We start from the raw sequence: 17,942 nt of genomic DNA on the forward strand, positions 1-17,942 counted from the left end.
CTCGCGCCCCCCCCCCTAACACCCCCTCCCCAGCCACCGACCCCCCCCGCCAACGCCTACCCGGATGGCGCAGCCGGCCGGCGGGGAGGGCCCCCCCCCCCCCCCGCGGCGAGAGGCGAGACCCCGCGTCGAGCCCCGCGGGAACCGCCGGAACGCGGCCCCGGCACCGCCTGCGCCCGCCCTGAGGAGGCGCCCCGCAGCCGCCTTCCGGGCGACTCCGGGGCCCACGAGAACCCGAAGCGACTGCGTTCGGGTGACGGCGCCACCATCAGCGGCACCCTCGCCCCACTCCCCGGCCCACTCCCCGGCCCGCCCGCCGGCTGCCCGTGCTGCCCGTGCTGCTCGGCCCCTCGGTGGCCCCGCCGGTATCGCGGCTACGGGGCGGCATTCCTCCTCGCAGGAGTCCTCGTCACAGGAGTCCTCGTCCGGGATGCCTCATTCCCTGGAGGATGCTCCGAAGGAGACGCCGGTGTGGTGGGGGTGGTCGTCGGCTCGGGCAGCTGGGTGGGTGAGGCCGAGAGCGGGCAACTCGGCGACGGCACCGCGGCGGGCGAGGAGGCCTCAGGGGTCGGGGCCGGTTGTACCGGCACCGACGTCGCCGGGTACGAGGCGCCTCCGCCCTCGTTCGTCGAGGGGCCGCCGAGATGGCCCGCCACCTCGACCACGCCGCCGCAGGCGAGCAGCACCGCGGCCAGCACGGACAGCCCGGCGGAGGCCCGCAGCGCCCGGGGCGCCGTGGTTCGCGGGTCGGTGTCCACGCTCAGTCCACGTATTCCTGGGCGACCTGCACGTACTCGAAGCCCTTGACGTCGGTGGCGATGTGCATCTGACCGGTTTGCGAGGAGGCGATCAGGGTGTTGAGCAGGCCGGTGATCGCCCCGCTCAGCGCCGACTCGGTGTCCGAACCGTCGGCGATGAACAGCGCCTTGGTCGCCACCTCCTTCAGCACGTCGCGCCTGGCGGCGCCGAAGCCGTAGGCGATCACGTGCGGGTGGCGCGGCCAGTTCCGGTCCACCAGCGTGCGGAAGGAGTCCCGCCACTTCGCGTCGGTCGGGGCGCCGTCGGTCAGGAAGAAGATCGCCGGCCGCAGCACGCTGTACTGCTGCGCCCGCAGGCTGCTCACGTCCTGTTCGATGCTCTGCCGCAACTGGTCGAAGGCCTTGCCGTACTCGGTGCCCCCGCCGCAGATCACTTCGGGCATGCTCGGGACCTGCTCCATGTCCGACATCGGGATCACCACGTGCACGTCGGTGGAGAAGGCGACCACGCTGACCCTGGCGAACTCCGAGACGCGCGGATTCGTCGCCAGGTTGTAGTGCAGACGCGAGAGGGTCGCGTTGAGCACCGCCTCGTGCGGCTTCATCGACGAGGAGGCGTCGATCACCACGTAGGTGGGCAGGCAGAGTGACATTGTGTGCACCTCTGAGCTAGTGGTTGGAGGCGATGATGATGACCAGGATCACGACGAAGGCGAGCACCCAGATCCACTTGGCGGACGGGCCGGTCGCGGGCTTCTTCTTCTCCTCGACCGTGCTGATGCGGGTGACGGTGACGGTGGGGGGCTCCGGGATCGCGTGCGGCGCGGGCCGCGGAAGCACCACCGTCGGCTGCTTCGGGGGAAGTTGGGGCAGCGGCGTACGTGTCGGACGCGGCACGGCCCTGAGGTAGGGCCCGTTGTTCAGCGCCTGGTTCAACTGGGCGGCTGCGGGCCGTCGCTCCCGGTCGGTCGCGAGCAGCATGTCCAGCAGGACCTCGGACACGGCGGGCTGGTTCAGCCAGTGGGACGCGGCGACGCCGTGGAAGGTGCTCGCGTCGCGCCGGCCGGTCAGGCACTTGGCGACGAGCAGGGCGAGCCGGTAGCGGTCGGTGTACTGGTCCGCGTCGGAGCCCGGCGGCGTGAGCGGGTCGGCCCAGTTCGGCTGGTGGATGTCGGGCATCTTCTTCGGCTGGCAGCCGTCGACGTCGATCAGGTAGACGGAACGCCCCTCCGGGCTCCAGAAGGCGTTGGAGAACGACCAGTCCGAGTAGACCAGGCCCAGGCCCTCCAGGATCGCGGCGAGCGCCGTCAGTTGACGGCAGGCAGTCAGTCGGCCCTCGAATCCGGGACAGGGCAGGCCGACGCCCCGGATCGACTCGTCGGACTTCGCCAGCCAGTCGATCTCCAGGAACCGGCGCTCGCTGAACTTGCCGCGCCGCAGCTCGGAACGGTACTGCTCGGGCGCCATCGGGATCACGCACCCGACGGCCGGGTTGCCGGGCTCGCGGATCCGGGCCGCGGGCCAGCACGTCCCGGCGTACAGGGTCGCCCGCTCCGCCTCCGGCAGCGTGTCCGGAGCCGAGATCAGCAGGTCGATCCGGCGGCCGTCCTCCTGGTGGAGGCCGGGCCGGTAGAGCTTGGCCAGCCAGCCCGGATGGCCCGTCAGCGGCCGTACGGCGACGGCCTGGCCGTTGTGTTCGGAGATCGGCTCGGCGAGCGGTCCGAGATCGCCGAGGCCCACGGTCCTCGGCAACGCCCAGCCCCGCGGGTCCACCGCCGGGGCGCCGTCGCCGGCGACGGGATCGGAGTCGGTCATGTCCCGCTGCCGTTCCACACCACGACGGCGGTGCGGTCGTCGAGGCACTGCGGTGCGTCGAAGCCCACGTCGGCGGTGAACCGGGTGGCCGGGACCGGCGAGCGCCAGGCGTTCGCGAAGTACTCGTTGACGTTGCCCGCCCGGTCCGCCCACGCGTCGCCGATCCCGTCCGTGACCAGGGCGAGGGCGGCACCGGACGCCAGGGTGACGTAACCGTCCACGGCCAGGTGCGGCGTGTCCGGCAGTCGGCCGGCGACCTCGTTCGAGACCACCACGGCCGCGCGGTCCTTGGCTTCGCCGGCGGAGAACCGCCACAGCGGGACGCGCGGGTCGAGTGTCCAGGCCGAACTGTCACCGAGCCAGCCGACCCATGCCCGCGCCACGCCGTTCGCGTCCGGCTCGGCGATCACCGCGGTGATCAGCACGGTCGCCAGGTGCGAGGTGCCGACGCCGCGTCCGGCCGCGTGCGCGGCGATCGATTCCGCGACCCGCCCGAACAGCGCCTTGACGTCGAGCCGGTCGAAGCCGACCGCCTCGATCTGCTCGCGCAGCAGGGTGACGGCCTGGCTGGAGGCCGCCGTGGCCCCGACGTCGGACCAGGCCGCGCTGGACAGGCCGTCGGCCACGGCCACGATCGCGTACCGGCTGTCCGGGCTCCGCCCGATCCGGTACGAGTCCTGTCGCGGCTCGGCGGGCCGGCCGCAGCGGTGGCCGGGCCCGACGACGGAGGCGGCGCGGATGGTGAGGGCACCGACCGTGGCTTCGTCGGCGGCGATGCCGTTCTGCACCGTGCGCTCCGGCAGCAGCCAGGGATAGCCCTGTGCCCGCGCGCCTTCGCCGAAGCGGGGCACGCTCAGGTCGGTCGGCCTCTCGCGCAGGAACGGCCGGGGCCTGCCGGGCTGGGCCGTCGACACCGCCGGTGCCGCGACAAAGCGGCAGACCGGCGCCGTCGCGTCGGGCCGGGGCCCCCGTTCAGGCCGGTCCCGCTGCCGGGCGGGCGTCGCGGCGGCCTCGGACCCCAGTGCGGCCGCCGCGCCGACGACGCCCACCGCCGCGAGGGCGAACGCGTCCACCAGCCAGCCGTAGTGCCGGTGCGGCGTGCCGACCTCGGCGCAGGCCCCGATGACGACGGCTGCGAGCAGCCCCGCCCGCACCCAGCCGTCCGTCAGGCCGTCCCGCCGGCCGTCGCCCCCGCTCACGGCCGTTCCTCACGATCGCGGGACCTCGGCCCGGAGGCGAAGTGCTGGTCACCGTGCTGCACCGCGAACACGTCGCCGGAACCGGTGGCGGAGTTGACCTGGACCACGACGTCCGGCCGTTGCTCGGTCCGCAGCGTCGCCAGAGCTATGACGTCCTGGGCCAGAGCCGGGTTCCGGTCCAGCAACTGGAACAGGGCCTCGGTCCAGAAGTCCACGGCCACGGCGTCGACCGCTCCCCTCGTGGCGGTCGACCCCCGCTCCAGCGCGGCGGACAGTTCCCTGCGGCGGCTGCCGTGAGCCCGGGCGATGACGCCGCTCATCAGTCGCCTCGCCTCGTTCCACAGATCGGTGCCCATCGCGGACACCAGAGCGGTGGCTCCGCTCGCGGCCAGCTCGGCGAGTTCCTGGTTCATCGGCGCTTCAGCCCCGTTCGTTGTAGTGGATGTACTGGCCACCTTGGCCGACGGCGAAGACCGTGCCGTTCCCCGTGGCTCGGACGGGTTGCTCCACGGACCGCGGCTCGGCTTCCGCAGGCCGCTCGCGGGAGCCGGACTCCGGGCCGGGACCGCCGTGCGGCCCGATCGGGCTGCCCGGGTACCAGAGCCAGGCCCGTGCGGCGTACTCCTTGACCCGGACCTCGGCCGCGGTGAAGGCGTCGGCTTCGAGCCCCTCGTAGCCGTGCCCGACCGTCTCCTCGTAGTAGTGCTGCGAAAGCATCGCGGCCACCGGGGTGCCGTCCGGACCGTCCAGGGCCGCATGCCGCAGCGGGGGCGAGTCGAGCAGCCGGGCGAGCGCCTCGAACGGGGTGCCGGAGACGGTGCCGTCCGGATCGACCCGGACCTCCCCCGCGTGCGCGGCGGCCCGTACCCGCAGCCGGGCGTCCGGACCGGTGTGCCGGTTGTGCTCGCGGATCCGCGAGCCCAGCTCCGGCAGCAGCGGGACCAGCAGTCCGGCCTTGGGCAACCCGGCCGGGGCGACGAGCCGGCAGCCGTCGCCGGTGTCCACGTACGCGAAGTCCCGCCGGTCCAACTCCGCGACGCCGAGGGCGCCGAACAGCGCGGACCGCAGCACGCCGCGGATCTCCTGCAGCCGCTGCTGACCGCGGCCCGCGGAACCCGCGATGTCGCACGCCAGCAGAGCTCGGTACTCGTACCTCGGATTCACATTCCCTCCGCGATCACGACGAGGGCCGGCAGTTCGAAGATCGATCTGCCGTCGGCGCCGAATTCCCGGTGCCGACACGATGGTTAACCAGAACGTAGAGGAGGGGTCCTCGGGTAAACCGGCTACTAATACGGCTTGTCCGGCTTCGGCCGGACGAGGAGGAGGAGTGACCGATGAGCAACACACGGATGCGCGGAGCCGGGGCCTACTGGCCGACGACCGGGCTGCTCGGCCGGGTCGGCGAGGCCGATCGCCGAGTCCTGCTGGGGCTCGGCCACGGCGTGGTCTACCCGGCCGGTCAGATCACCATCCGCGAGGCCGACACCTCGGACTTCTCGCTGCTCCTGATCGGCGGCACGGTGAAGGTCACCGCCCACGCCCAGGACGGTCGGGACGCGCTGCTGGCCGTACGGATGGCCGGGGACCTCGTCGGGGAGTTCGCCGGGATCGACGGCCAGCCGCGCATCGGCACCGTGACCGCCTGCGGCCGGGTGCTGGCCCGCTACATCCTGCCCACCGAACTGCTGGCGTGCACGAAGCAGCACCCCGCCATCGGGCTCGCACTCAACGCGAGCGTGGTCGCCAAGCTGCGCACGGCGACCAGCCGGATCGTCGACTTCACCGGTTGCGACGTGCTCGGGCGGCTGGCCAGGATCCTGCACCACCTCGCCGTCACCTACGGGCGCCCCGGCCGCAAGGAAGCCCATCTCCCGCTGTCGCAGCCGGAGATGGCCACGCTGGTCGGCGCCGCGGAGTCGTCGATCCACAAGGCCCTGCGGGCCCTGCGGGAGTCGGGCGCGGTCGTCACGGGCTACCGCAGGATCACGATCCTCGACCTGGATCACCTCGCCCGGATCGCCGCCGCGACCGAAGCGGCCGGTTCGCGGGCGATCTCACCAAACAGGTAAAAGCGCCGGGTTCCGACGACGGGTCGGCGCCAGCATGACCGAGTGCCGGGACCCGAGCGTTGGAGAGGACCGGAGAAACAGATGCCAGAGAACAACGGTGCTCCGGACGGCTCCGCGCGCATCCGGGCGGGCGACGTGTCCGGAACGATGATCGTCGGCAACCGGAACACCGTGACCAACCTGAACATCACAACCGGACACGGTTCGGCCATCACCGTGAACGCGGGGCCTCCGCCGAACCCGGTCAAGCGTCAGCCGATCTCCCACCTGCCGCGTTCCGCCGCCGATCCGCTGATCGGCCGGGAACGGGAGCTCCAGGCACTGCAACAGGCCATCGGAGCACGCCAGTTGGTGCAGATCTGGGGCGCCTCCGGGGTCGGCAAGAGTGCCCTGCTACGCCACCTCGCCCGCACCTTGCCGCGCGGGCCCGAAGGCGCGGCCTACATCGAAGCCGGCGGACGGACGGCCGACGACCTCGCGCAGGCGATCTTCGACATCAGCTTCGACGCGCCGAACTACAAGCCGTCACTGGAGGTGCTGAAGGAGCACCTGAAGACCCTGCGGCTGCGGATCTACCTGGACGACGCGGGGCTCGACGAGAAGGACCTGCACCGGCTCTTCGACCTGGCCGAGCACTCCACGTTCGTCTTCACCTCGCAGCGCCGGTCGTCGGTCACCGGCGTCCACCCGATCCGACTCGACGGACTGACGGCCCCGGCAGGGGTGGTCCTGGTGCAGACGGTCCTGGCCCGCGCGCTGCGGCCGGACGAAGCGCGGACCGTGACGGCGCTGTGCGACGCCCTGCACGGCAATCCGCTCCGCCTGCGGCGCATCGCCCTGTCGGCCGCGACCGGCAAGGGCCTGCCGGGCATCGCCGACCTCCCCGCGCTCCTTCCCGCGCTGCTCAACAGGCTCCGGCCGGAGGAGCGCGACCTGCTGTACCTGCTCGGCTCGCTGTCGGGCGCCGAGTTGGCCGCCCGGCAGCTCGACGCCCTGCTCGGTCGGACGGACAGCGACGCGCTCGCCGGCGAACTGGTGCGGCACGGCCTGCTGGTCGCCTCGGAAACCGGCTACGGGTGTCCGCCGGACGTCGCCGAGTGCGTGCTCAAGAGCCGGATGACGCAGTTCCCCGCCGCGCCGCTCTGCCGGGCGCTCACCACGTGGGTCGAGTCGCGGGAGACCACCCCGGACGAGGTCGCGGCCCACTTCCAGGCCCTGGACGTCGCGGTGCTGGGAGCGGAAAGGAGCGGACAGGCGCAGCTCGGCGTGGAGTTGGCCCGTGCCGCCTCGCCGAAACTGGCGCTCTCCCGGCAGTTCGACGCGTGGGGCAGCCTCCTCGGAGCCGGCTGGGCCGCCGCGAAGAGCGCGGGAGACCGCGCGGGCGAGGAGTTCTTCCTGGGGGAGGCGCGCACCCGCCGCAAGGCGATCGGCCGGGCGGCACTGACGACGGCCCTGGTGCTGGAGGCGGGGGTGCTCTGGCAGGAACTCGCCGCCCTGCAAGCGCACTCGGTGGCCCACCAGGCCGCCACGACGGCGATCACCGCCGTACCGCCGATCGATCCGGCCACCACGGCACACGCCGTCGGCCAGTCCCCGCTGATCACGCACCCGGCGGTCAGCCCGCCGACGGTCACCCACCCGGTCGTCCAACCACCGACCGTCACCCACCCGGTCGTCCAACCACCGACCGTCACCCACCCGGTCGTCCAACCACCGACCGTCACCCACCCGGTCGTCCAGCCACCGACCGTCACCCACCCCCTCCCCGCCTCCGGCGCTCCGGCGCCCGTGCACCCGCCGGGTACACCGCAGGTGATCGACCTGTCCCACTCCGCTCCGCAGCCCCCGGCCGGGGGCCATGTGGCCGGCGCACACTCCCCCTCGCAGGCGGCGCCGCAGCGAATCGACCTCTCGGGAGCGCACCACTCCGCCGCCCAGCCGACGCACGCCGCGAGCGCCACCACCACGTCCAGCACGGGCCACGCGGTCACCACCGCCGGCGCAGCGGCCGCCAAGGGCGGAGCAGCCCTCGCCGTCGCCTGCGTGGTCGGTGCCGCAGCCGTACTCGGCGTGGGCGCCATGGTCTACACCCAGAACCAGTCGAACCTGGCTAAGCCGGCCCAGCCCACCTACTCGCCGGCCCCGCCTCCGAGGGTCTACACCCCCGCCCCGCCGGTCTACACTCCCGCCCCGCCGGCCCCGTCTCCGAAGGTCTACACCCCCAAGCCGCCGGTCCCTGCCCCCGACGTCACGCCGGACCCCGTCGATCCCGTGTGCGCAACGGTGGTACCGGAATTGGGAAAAGAGACCCGGCAGCACAACGCCGACCTGACCGCCGTTCACAGCGCCTTCGACTCGTACAACAACGCCGTAGCCGCGTACAACTCTCGACGGACCTCCACCGTTCCCGACGACAGCACGGTGAAATCCCGTATCGACATCATCCTCAAAGACCTGCGCGCCAGCGAGTCCACGTTGCGGGGAGCCCTATCGCAAGCGCGGGACGGATCCGTGGTATCCGACCTCAAGGGCCTTCTGACCGCTAGCCAGCAGGAGGAGAACCAGTTCCGCGCAGCTCGGAACGATCTCACCACCGGCTACAACACGGCCAGCCAGGCTTCGGCATACAACTCGGCCTGGCAGAGTCTGGCGATCCACTGTATCGCCTGGTAATCCGCCACAAGACCGACCAGGAAAGGCCGACCATGCCTGCGGAATCCACCCCCGGCACCATCCACGCCGGAGACGTCTCCGGCACCTTCATCGTGGGCGACAACAACCACGTGACGAACACGAAGCATCACCCCGAGCAGCCGCAGCCCCAACCGCGCCAGCAGAACTCGGCCGAGGACCAGTCAGCCGTCTTCGCCGTGGAACACGGCACCATGCACGTCACCTACAACCACAACGCCGAAGCCGCGCCCGAGACGGAGGCCCGAGAAACGCGTCAGCCCTGATCGGCCAGCAGCTCCAGGTCCTGGGCGTTCAGCGTCGCCGTCTTCAGCAGTTCCCTGATCAGGTTGACGCTGAGCGTCGAGCCGACCGGCTCGCCGACCTCGTCGCGCGTCAGTCCGCGCACGCCCCGCCGGCGCAGCCGTTCGCGCACGTCCTCGACCGTGTTGGCGACCGACTTGTGGGTCCAGGACTTGGTCGCGTGGGGCGAGGCGTTGACCAGCCGGGCGGTCTCCTCCCAGGCCGACGGGAGCGGGAAGGCGTCCTGGCCCTCCAGGTAGCGCCGGGCGAGCGCGGTGAGCACCAGCCGCTCCTGTAGGGAGAGCAGGTAGACCGTCTCGGGGGCCGCGGTATCGGCGCCGCTCGTGGAACGGGGGTGCAGGTCATCCCCGTCCACGACGCGGACCTCCACCAGGTGGGACCGCCGCTTGGACGAGTTGATCACCAGCGGGGTGTACCCGGGCCCGATGATCCGCTTGTGGCTGGTGAGCATCAGCACGCCGTCGGGCAATTCGATCGGCAGACTGCCGGTGTTGACCAGCCACCAGTCGCCATCGGTGCCGGCGCAGGTGAAGACGCCGTGCCGACGGCTGACGGTCGGGTCGTCGACACCGACCGGTACGTGCACGTCCTCGCGGTCGCGCCCGAACAGCAGGGTGTACCGGCGCGACGGCACGGCGTACCCGCCCTCCGGGCCGAGCACGAAGATCGTCCCCGGTGGCGCCGAGGGCACCCTGCCGGAAGGACTGCCCGGCGGCAGCATCTGAGGTGGGAAGTTTTCGTACGCCATCTCACATACCTCCGCTTCGGCTCGCGCCAGTGTATGAGCGCACCGAGAGGACCAGTCCTCCTGCGGGCACGCGGCGTGTCGAGCCTGCGGAACCACCAACTCCGCTTGTCCGGAGTGGACTTGCTCGATAGCCTGCCCGCCGTGAGCGAGATCAGCCGGCGAGCTGCCGCGATCGACGGCATGGTCGCCGAACCACTCGGTCCGGGCGATCCGCAGGAGATCGGCCGTTTCAGCATCATCGGCCTGCTCGGCACCGGCGGCATGGGCGAGGTCTACCTCGGGGTCTCGGACAGGGGCTACGCCGCTGTCAAGCTCGTCCGGCCGCGGCTGGTCCCCAGCGAGCGCTTCGACCGAGAGGTCGGCATCCTCTACCGTGTGCCGCTCGGAGTCGGACCGCGGGTGCTGGCGAGCGACGCCACTCCGGAACGCCCGTGGTTCGCCACCGAGTACGTCCCCGGGCTCACGGTGGACGAGGCGGTCCGGCTGCACGGCCCGCTGCCCGCCGAGGCGCTGTGGCTGCTGCTGGCCGAGACAGCCGCTCAACTGCGGGCCGTACACGCGTCCGAGATCGCGCACCGCGACATCAAGCCCGCCAACGTCATGCTGGTACGCGACGGCGTGAAGCTGATCGACTTCGGCATCGCGCGCGCCGCGGACCAGGCGAGGCTCACCGGGATCGGTGGCAGCTACGGAACACAGGGCTTCTCGGCACCGGAGCAGCAGGCCGGGGACGAGGACGTGGCAGCGCCCGCGGACGTCTACTCGCTCGCGGCGCTCCTGCTCTACGCCGCCTCGGGTCGCACACCCGGCGCCGCCTGCGACGTGGAGCCGCTGCGCGCCGTGGACGCCGACCTCGCCGCCCTCCTCGGGCCCTGTCTCGCCACCGACCCCGGAGCACGCCCCACCGCCGACGAGATCGTCCTGGCGACGCGCACGCACCGGCTCGCCCCTCCCCCGTCCTGGCCGCCCGAGGTCATGTCACGCATCGACGCTCGACGTGCCTTCGCCGAAACGCCGGTCGGCAAGCTGGAGACCGTCCCGCCACCGGATACGAGCACGGACCCGAAGCCTGACGTCGGGCCCGCACCCCTGGCATCACCTCACCGCCCGCGCAAGCACCTGTTCCTGTTGCCGATCGCCGCGGCGACCGCCCTCGGCGCGGTCGCGGTGTTCGCCCTCAGCCCGTCCACCTCCCCGCAGCACCACAACGCGCAGGAGTCCAGCGGCGTGCCGGTCGCCGTCGAGCCCTTGGCCGGGGCGACGCCCGGGCCCTCCGCGAGCCCGAGCACCTCGATCTCCGCCACCGCCACCGCCGAACCCTCTCCCCCGCCTTCAACCGCCCCGGCCGGCACCACGCGGACACCCTCCCCGAGCCTGCGGCCCTCGACCTTCGCCACCGCCAAACCCGCTACCCAGCCCCCGACCACCCCACCTGGCACGGCCACCCCACCGAGCACGGCCCCCGCCGCACCCTCAGCGGCTGCCCCCAGCCCCACCTCGTCATCGATCAGCGGCATCAACGGCAGCGACGACCCGGCACAGGTCAAGGGCTCCGAGGCGGACACCAGTTGGTTCGGCCCCGACGCCGCCTGTTCCGCCTGGCTGGACGACAACGGCTCCGGCTCGCTCGCGGGCGTGCTCAACACCTCCCTGAACCAAACCTGCGTCGCCGAGCTCGCCCGCAGCGACGGCATCACGTACACCTTCCGCGCCTCCTGGGGCGCCGCGAAGACGAGCTTCGTCCCAGACATCGGCTACACGATGTGGATCTGCGTCTGGAACGCGAACAACCGGTCCGGCGAGCAGTGCTCCGCTCGCTTCGGCATGAACGGCACCACCCCGGTCCGCCGGTGAAACGAGGCTGCCGGAACGACTGCGGCCCGGGGCGGGATCATGCTCCTGACCTGGGCCGCAGTACGCGTTTCAGCTGTTCACGGGGTGGGCGCGGACGCTTTCGAACCGCCGACATCTGCTTCGTAAGTTCTCGCCGGCATCCGCAGATGCCGTCGGGGTCACCCCGACGACCGGCATACGGCCGAACGACGCACCAACGGTGATCCCACTGTCCGAAGAGGCTTCACCGGACGGTCGGAACTCCAGCTGTAGAGGCCACCACCCGTGCAGGGCCGTCAGCAGATCATCGTCGGTCGTATCGTCCCCGTCGGCCGACCTGAGCCTCGTGGTCCAGCGACCTGCCGGCTCGCCTGGAGACCGGTGGCGTCGGCGGTCACCGGCCGGGCGGGGGCGGCCACCTGATCAGGGGGCGAGCGCGGCACCGCGACCGACGGGAAGCCGTGGGCGGTCACTGGGCGCTCGCCGCGGGGCGGACGACGAGCTCGTTGACGTCGACCTGCCGGGACTGGGACACGGCGTAGGCGATGGCCTCCGCGACGGCGGAGGCGGGCAGTGCCACTGCGCGGTACGCCCTCATGGCCTCCCTGGCGGTGGGGTCGGAGATGCCTTCGGCGAGTTCGGACTCGGTCACGCCTGGAGAGACGAGGGTGACCCGGATGTCTCCGGTGGACTCCTGGCGCAGCCCTTCGGAGATCGCGCGGACGGCGAACTTGGTGGCGCAGTAGACGGCGGCGGTGGGAGAGACCTCGTACGCGCCGACGGACGCGATGTTCACGAAGTGCCCGCCGCCCTGGGCCCGCATCACGGGCAGTGCGGCGGCGATGCCGTGCAGGACTCCCCGCAGGTTCACGTCGATCATGCGGTCCCACTCGTCCGTTCTCAGGGCCTCCAGGGGCGAGAGCGGCATGACTCCGGCGTTGTTGACCAGGACGTCGACCCGGCCGTAGCGCTCACGGGCGGCGGACACGAAGGCCTGGACGTCGGCGGCGTCCGTGACGTCGAGACGCCGGAACGCCGCGGTGCCGCCTGCGGCGGTGAGCTCCGCGGTGAGCGCGTCGAGGCGGTCGGTGCGCCGTGCGCCGAGGAACAGGCGGTGGCCGTCGGCGGCGAGGCTGCGCGCGGTGGCCTCGCCGATCCCGCTGCTTGCTCCGGTGACCAGTACGACCTTGGGTGTCTGCGTCATGCCTGCTTCTCCTCCCGGTGGAGCACGAGGTGTTCGTGGTGGAGGACTCCGTCACGGATGTCACCCGTGGCGGTGAACCCGGTGTTGTCGACGTAGTCGATGTGATGGCCGGTGACCGTGTAGCGGCCCGTGTAGGCGCTGCGGCGGTGGCCGCGGGCCTCGTCGTATCGGCCGTCCGCCCGTAGTTCCTGACGGATGTGACCGTCCGCCGTCACCCACAAGCCGACCACGTCGGCTCGGCCCTCCTCGGTGCTGCCCGTCAAGGACGGACTCCCTTCGTCGATGGATGCGGATCCGTTCCGCCCGACCGAGTCTGGGCGGGGCGCGGGTGACCGGCCAGGACGTGCCTTGCCTGGGCGCGGTGCACCCAGGCAAGGCACCGCCGGCGCGGCCTAGGGTGAGGGCGTGACCGACAACCACCTGGGAGAGTTCCTGCGCGCACGCCGTGCGGCCCTGCTGCCGCAGGACGCCGGCGTGGCGAGCCACGGGGTACGCAGGGTCGCCGGACTGCGCCGGGAGGAGGTCGCCGTCCTGGCCGGGGTGAACGCGGATTACTACACCCGCCTGGAACAGGGGCGAGAACGCCACCCATCGGCCCAGGTCCTCGACGCGCTCGGCCGCGCCCTGCGGCTTGACTCGGATGGGCACGCGCACCTGCACCAGCTGGCGGGGACGGTGCCGAGCAGCCGGTTCGCCCACACCACGGACCGGGTCGGCCCCGCCCTGCGCCAGTTGCTGGACGGCTACCCGGCCGCCCCGGCGTTCGTCATCAACCGGACTTTGGACGTCCTGGCGGCCAATGCCCTGGCCGAGGCCCTGCACTCACCCTTCGAGCGGATGGACAACCTCGCCCGGATGGCCTTCCTCGACCCGGCGGGCCGGCAGTTCCACGAACGGTGGGGCCACACGGCCCAGGCCGTCGTGGGCCACCTGCGGCAGGCGGCCGGGCTCGACCCGGACAGCCCCCGGCTGCGGGACCTCGTCCGCACCCTCACCGGTCACAGCACGGACTTCACCCGTCTGTGGAACGCCCACGCGGTGCGCGGCAAGACCCAGGAGGCCAAGCACCTCCTCCACCCGGACGTCGGCCCACTGATCCTCACCTACCAGGCCTTCGACGTGCGCGATGCTCCCGGCCAGCAGCTGAGCGTCTACCAGGCGGAGCCCGGCAGTTCCAGCGCGCAGGCCCTCAGCCTGCTTGGGTCCCTGCGCGCCACCTTGAACCGGGGCGCCGGGTAAACGGTGAGGACGGTCAGCTGCGTTGAGCGCGCAGTGATCAACTCGCCTGATGTCCACGGCGCCACACTTCACTCTCCGTGACTCCGCGACTGGCTGTACGGGACCGGACACCCGCCCAAAAGGAAACCACCAGCCGCCGTCAGTCCCGAAGCCCACTCCCACAGAAAACTCGCCGTGTGCACCGGCTTCTCTCACCGCGGCCAAGCAGCACACGACTCCGTAACTCGAATGGTCGCCACCAGACTGGGTCAACTAGCGAGCATCACAGAGGATTTGGCCCTACGGTGCGGTGCCAGGGGGCCATCGAGCGAAAGGCTGTCACTGGCATGGCCGGGAAATTCGAGCTGTACAAGGACGAGAGCGGGATGCACCGCTTCCGGCTCAAGGCGAGCAACGGGACGGTCATCGTCACCGGGGACCCGCACGAGAGCAAGGACGAGTGCCTCAGGAGCATCGAGTCGCTCCGCAAGCTCGCGCCGTACGCGGAGCTCAAGGAGGCTGCCGGGTCGCACTGAGGCGGCGCGGTGCGGGAGCGGGGGGGGGGGGGGGGGGGGGGGGGGGGGGGGGGGGGGGGGGAGGGGGGTGGGGGGGGGGAGGGGGGGGGGGGGGGGGGGGGGGGGGGGCGGCGACACACCCCCCCCCCCCGCGTTCGCTTCTACGACAGATCCCTTTGGCCGGGTGCACGCCGGGCGCGGACAGAACACCGACATGCGCGTCGTCATCGTCACCGAATCCTTTCCGCCCGAGGTCAACGGAGTCGCCCACAGCGTGCTGCGGACGGCCGAGCATCTGGTCCGCCGGGGCCACCAGCCACTCGTCGTCACCCCCGCACCCGCGCGGGGCGCCGCGTGCCCGCCGCACACCTTCGGCGGCTCCGAAGCGGTGGAGCTGCCGGTGGTGCGCATTCCGTCGGTGCCGCTGCCCGGGTACCCGCAGGTGCGGATCGCGCTGCCGAGCCGGCAGCTGGCGGCCGCCGTCGCCGGGCACCGGCCGGACATCGTGCACCTGGCCAGCCCGTTCGTGCTCGGCGCGCGCGGGGTGCAGGTCGCGGCCCGCCTCGGCGTCCCCGCCGTGGCCGTCTACCAGACCGACCTCGCCGGGTACGCGCACGCCTACCGGGCCGGGCGGGGCCTCGGGGAGGCGGCCGCCTGGCGGCGGATCCGGGCCGTGCACCGGGCCGCGGCCCGGACGCTGGCGCCGTCCACCCCCGCCGCCCAGGACCTCACCGCGCACGGAGTACCCAGGGTGCAGCTGTGGCCGCGCGGGGTGGACTCGGCGCGGTTCCACCCCCGGCACCGGGACGAGGCGCTGCACCGGGCGCTCGCCCCGGGCGGGGAGGTGCTGGTCGGGTACGTCGGGCGGCTGGCGCCCGAGAAGCGGGTCGACCTGCTGGCCGCCGCGTCGGCCCTGCCCGGGGTGCGGGTGGTGGTGATCGGGGACGGGCCGTCCGGGCCCGGGCTGCGGGCCTCGATGCCCGGCGCGGTGTTCCTCGGCCGCCGGACCGGCGAGGAACTGGCCCGCTGTTTCGCGACCCTGGACGTGTTCGTGCACACCGGCCCGCTGGAGACCTTCTGCCAGACCATCCAGGAGGCGATGGCGAGCGGCGTGCCGGTGATCGGCCCGGCCGCCGGCGGCCCGCTGGACCTGGTCGCGCACCACCGGACGGGCCTGCTGGTGCCGCCCCGGGACGGCGCCGCGGTGGCCCGGGCGGTGGCGGAACTGGCCGCCGACCCCGGGCGGCGGGCCGCGTACGGGCGCGCCGGACGGGCCGAGGTGACCGCGCGGACCTGGGAGGCGGTCGGCGACCTGCTGCTGCGGCACTACTCGGAGGTCCTCGCCGAGCACCGCGGCACACCGGTGGCTCCCCCTTCCGCTCCCCCGGCGGTCGTCGAGCCGGTCGCCGTCGTGGAGGAGCTGCCGGCATGACGGACACCGCCGACCGCGAACCGCTGACCATCGTGCGGCTCGCGAACTTCGTCACCCCGGTCTCCGGGGGCCTGCGCACCGCGCTGCGCCACCTCGGTGCCGGCTATCTGGCCGCCGGGCACCGGCCGGTGCTGATCGTGCCCGGGGAGCGGCGCAGCGAGGAGGAGGGCGAGCAGGGCCTGGTGGTCACCCTGCCCGGGCCGGTGCTGCCGGCCAGCGGCGGCTACCGGGTGCTCACCGACCGGCGGGCGGTGGCCGCCGAACTGACCCGGCTGAAACCCGACCGGCTGGAGGTGTCCGACCGCACCACGCTGCGCTGGACCGGCAGTTGGGCCCGGCGGCACGGCGTCCGCTCGGTGATGGTGTCGCACGAGAGCGCCGTCGGGGTGCTGCGCACCTGGGGGCTGCCCCGCCCGCTCGCCGACGCGGCCGCCGACCGGCTCAACGCGGCGACGGCCCGTACGTACGACGCGGTGCTCTGCACCACCGACTGGGCGGCGGCGGAGTTCCGGCGGATCGGCGCGCCCAACCTGGCCCGGGCCCCGCTCGGCGTGGACCTGGACGCGATGCGCCCGCTGCCGCCGGCCGCGCGGGCCCGGGAGCGGGCGCGGTACTGCGGGCCGGACGACGTGCTGCTGGTGCTCTGCTCCCGGCTCTCGGCCGAGAAGCGGCCCGAGCGGGCGGTCGAGGCGCTGGCCGCACTGCGGGCCCGGGGGCTGCCGGCCGTCCTGGTGGTGGCCGGGACCGGACCGCTGCGGGACCGGCTGGCGGCCCGGGCGGAGCGGCTGCGGCTGCCGGTGCGCCTCCTCGGGCACCTGGGCCGGCGGGAGGAACTGGCCCGGCTGCTGGGCTGCGCGGACGTGGTGCTCGCGCCCGGGCCGGTGGAGACCTTCGGGCTCGCCGCGCTGGAGGCGCTGGCCTGCGGGACACCGGTGGCGGTCAGCCGCTCCTCCGCGCTGCCCGGGCTGATCGGCCTGGCCGGGGTGGCCGCCGCCGACACCGGCGCCGGATTCGCCGCGGCGGTACGGGAGTTGCTGGCGCGCCCGGAGCAGGCGCGGCGGGCCGGCGCCCGGGCCCGGGCCGAGCGGTACGGCTGGCCGGCCGCGGTGGCCGCGTTCCTCGCGGCCCACGGCGTGCGGAACCCCGGCGCGGTGGAGGAGGGTTGGGATGAGCGTGCTCGGCACCGGGCGTGACCGGTCCGCGGACGGCCGGCCGGTCACCGGCGGGCCGGTGCGGTTCGTCGCGCTCGGGGACTCGCTGACCGAAGGGGTCGGGGACCCGGTCGGTGAGGGATGGCGCGGCTGGGCCGCCGTCCTGGCCCGGTCGCTGGCACCCGAGGGCGGCGTCGAGTTCACCAACCTGGCGTGCAGTGGCGCCCTGACCACCGACCTGACGAATCGTCAACTCCCTTCCGCGTTGGCGCTACGGCCGCGGTTCGCGGCCGTGGTGGTCGGCGGCAACGACACCCTGCGGGCGGGCTTCGACATCCGGCGCACCACCCTGGATCTGGACGCCACCCTGGGCGAACTCTCCAGCCACGGCGCCGTCCTGCTGACCGCCTGCCTGCCCGATCCGGGCACCCTGCTCCGCCTGCCCGCGCCGCTGGCCCGACCGCTGGCGCGGCGGATGCAGGCCGTCAACACCGTCGTGCACGCCCTCGCCGCCCGGCACCGGGCGGTGCACCTGCACATCGCCGAGCTGCCCTGGTGCGCGCAGCGTCGGCTGCTCAGTGTCGACCGGCTGCACCCCAGCGCCGAGGGCCACCACCTGATCGCCCGCGGGTTCCACGAGCTGCTCGCCGCCGCCGGCCACCCCCTCGGCCCGCCGCCCGTCGACACCCCCGCCGAGGCCCCACCCGGCCGGGCCGCCGACCTGTGGTGGATGGCCACCCAGGGCACCCGCTGGGTGGCCGCCCGCAGCACCGACCTGCTGCCCGGACTGCTCGCCCTGGCGGCGGCCGAAGGCATCGCCCGGCTGCGCGGGTCCAACGGGCGGCACGACGAGCAGATGGCCCGCGCGGCGGCGCAGGCCCTCGCGTCACTGGGGTGAGGCGGCGAGGGCTCGGCTAGGACGGCTCGTGGGGGGAACCATGAAAGGGGTCCGCCGAGTCGTCGGGGGGACACGGCCTTCGAACCGGGCCTGACGGAGGGAGCA

17 protein-coding genes are annotated in these 17,942 nt (G+C 73.2%); 9 read left to right on the plus strand and 8 right to left on the minus strand.

Features of this window, described 5'->3' with window-relative positions; translation table 11 throughout:
• Nucleotides 1-760: 760 nt before the first annotated feature.
• Genes AC07AL_RS14850 through AC07AL_RS14870 form a run of 5 tightly spaced genes read right to left on the minus strand, consistent with a single transcriptional unit; the run spans nucleotide 761 to nucleotide 4,936 of the window.
• Nucleotides 761-1,411 (minus strand): vWA domain-containing protein, encoded by a 651-nt coding sequence (locus AC07AL_RS14850; protein WP_478317603.1) that lies wholly within the window; start codon nucleotides 1,409-1,411, stop codon nucleotides 761-763.
• Between the two features lie 16 nt (nucleotides 1,412-1,427).
• Nucleotides 1,428-2,573: a hypothetical protein gene (locus tag AC07AL_RS14855; RefSeq protein ID WP_478317604.1), complete on the minus strand. Its 1,146-nt coding sequence runs from the start codon at nucleotides 2,571-2,573 to the stop codon at nucleotides 1,428-1,430.
• Nucleotides 2,570-3,772, minus strand: coding sequence for a protein phosphatase 2C domain-containing protein (locus tag AC07AL_RS14860; RefSeq protein ID WP_478317605.1), 1,203 nt, complete (start codon nucleotides 3,770-3,772; stop codon nucleotides 2,570-2,572). Before AC07AL_RS14860 ends, AC07AL_RS14855 begins: the two co-directional genes overlap by 4 nt.
• A complete protein-coding gene (locus AC07AL_RS14865; RefSeq protein WP_478317606.1) occupies nucleotides 3,769-4,185 on the minus strand; it encodes a hypothetical protein in 417 nt (138 codons plus the stop codon). Before AC07AL_RS14865 ends, AC07AL_RS14860 begins: the two co-directional genes overlap by 4 nt.
• Nucleotides 4,186-4,192: 7 nt before the next feature.
• Nucleotides 4,193-4,936, minus strand: a complete 744-nt coding sequence (locus tag AC07AL_RS14870; RefSeq protein ID WP_400807685.1) for a hypothetical protein — start codon at nucleotides 4,934-4,936, stop codon at nucleotides 4,193-4,195.
• A gap of 173 nt (nucleotides 4,937-5,109) precedes the next feature.
• Between AC07AL_RS14870 and AC07AL_RS14875 the strand changes: the two genes are divergently transcribed.
• From AC07AL_RS14875 to AC07AL_RS14885, 3 genes are all read left to right on the plus strand, one after another.
• Entirely contained in the window at nucleotides 5,110-5,844 is a 735-nt protein-coding gene (locus tag AC07AL_RS14875; RefSeq protein WP_400807683.1) for a Crp/Fnr family transcriptional regulator, read from the plus strand.
• A gap of 81 nt (nucleotides 5,845-5,925) precedes the next feature.
• The gene (locus tag AC07AL_RS14880) at nucleotides 5,926-8,517 is read left to right on the plus strand and encodes an ATP-binding protein (protein WP_478317607.1); all 2,592 of its coding nucleotides are present in this window, start codon (nucleotides 5,926-5,928) and stop codon (nucleotides 8,515-8,517) included.
• 32 nt (nucleotides 8,518-8,549) lie between these two features.
• Complete coding sequence (locus tag AC07AL_RS14885) at nucleotides 8,550-8,801, plus strand: hypothetical protein (RefSeq protein WP_478317608.1); 252 nt, start codon at nucleotides 8,550-8,552, stop codon at nucleotides 8,799-8,801.
• Here the strand turns inward: AC07AL_RS14885 and AC07AL_RS14890 are convergent.
• Nucleotides 8,792-9,586 (minus strand): FHA domain-containing protein, encoded by a 795-nt coding sequence (locus AC07AL_RS14890; protein WP_363585973.1) that lies wholly within the window; start codon nucleotides 9,584-9,586, stop codon nucleotides 8,792-8,794. The two genes, AC07AL_RS14885 and AC07AL_RS14890, sit on opposite strands and share 10 nt — an antisense overlap.
• Nucleotides 9,587-9,727: 141 nt before the next feature.
• Here AC07AL_RS14890 and AC07AL_RS14895 point away from each other — a divergent pair, with 141 nt between their 5' ends.
• A complete protein-coding gene (locus tag AC07AL_RS14895) occupies nucleotides 9,728-11,440 on the plus strand; it encodes a serine/threonine-protein kinase (protein WP_478317609.1) in 1,713 nt (570 codons plus the stop codon).
• 448 nt (nucleotides 11,441-11,888) lie between these two features.
• Here AC07AL_RS14895 and AC07AL_RS14900 read toward each other — a convergent pair whose 3' ends face one another.
• Nucleotides 11,889-12,623, minus strand: coding sequence for an SDR family oxidoreductase (locus AC07AL_RS14900; protein ID WP_363585971.1), 735 nt, complete (start codon nucleotides 12,621-12,623; stop codon nucleotides 11,889-11,891).
• Nucleotides 12,620-12,886, minus strand: a complete 267-nt coding sequence (locus AC07AL_RS14905) for an Atu4866 domain-containing protein (protein ID WP_478317610.1) — start codon at nucleotides 12,884-12,886, stop codon at nucleotides 12,620-12,622. Before AC07AL_RS14905 ends, AC07AL_RS14900 begins: the two co-directional genes overlap by 4 nt.
• A 142-nt stretch (nucleotides 12,887-13,028) precedes the next feature.
• Between AC07AL_RS14905 and AC07AL_RS14910 the strand changes: the two genes are divergently transcribed.
• The 5 genes from AC07AL_RS14910 to AC07AL_RS14930 all read left to right on the plus strand — a co-directional run bounded on the left by AC07AL_RS14910 (nucleotide 13,029) and on the right by AC07AL_RS14930 (nucleotide 17,837).
• Nucleotides 13,029-13,862, plus strand: a complete 834-nt coding sequence (locus tag AC07AL_RS14910; RefSeq protein ID WP_478317611.1) for a helix-turn-helix transcriptional regulator — start codon at nucleotides 13,029-13,031, stop codon at nucleotides 13,860-13,862.
• Between the two features lie 326 nt (nucleotides 13,863-14,188).
• Nucleotides 14,189-14,377 (plus strand): YegP family protein, encoded by a 189-nt coding sequence (locus AC07AL_RS14915; protein WP_063350276.1) that lies wholly within the window; start codon nucleotides 14,189-14,191, stop codon nucleotides 14,375-14,377.
• A 193-nt stretch (nucleotides 14,378-14,570) separates the two neighbouring features.
• On the plus strand, nucleotides 14,571-15,788 hold the full coding sequence (locus AC07AL_RS14920) for a glycosyltransferase family 4 protein (RefSeq protein WP_363585968.1): 1,218 nt from the start codon (nucleotides 14,571-14,573) through the stop codon (nucleotides 15,786-15,788).
• Complete coding sequence (locus tag AC07AL_RS14925; protein WP_363585967.1) at nucleotides 15,785-16,981, plus strand: glycosyltransferase; 1,197 nt, start codon at nucleotides 15,785-15,787, stop codon at nucleotides 16,979-16,981. The genes AC07AL_RS14920 and AC07AL_RS14925 overlap by 4 nt, the downstream gene beginning before the upstream one ends.
• Nucleotides 16,956-17,837: an SGNH/GDSL hydrolase family protein gene (locus AC07AL_RS14930; RefSeq protein WP_363585966.1), complete on the plus strand. Its 882-nt coding sequence runs from the start codon at nucleotides 16,956-16,958 to the stop codon at nucleotides 17,835-17,837. Before AC07AL_RS14925 ends, AC07AL_RS14930 begins: the two co-directional genes overlap by 26 nt.
• Nucleotides 17,838-17,942: the final 105 nt, after the last annotated feature.

The sequence above is a fragment of the Kitasatospora sp. NPDC043949 genome (assembly GCF_056435365.1).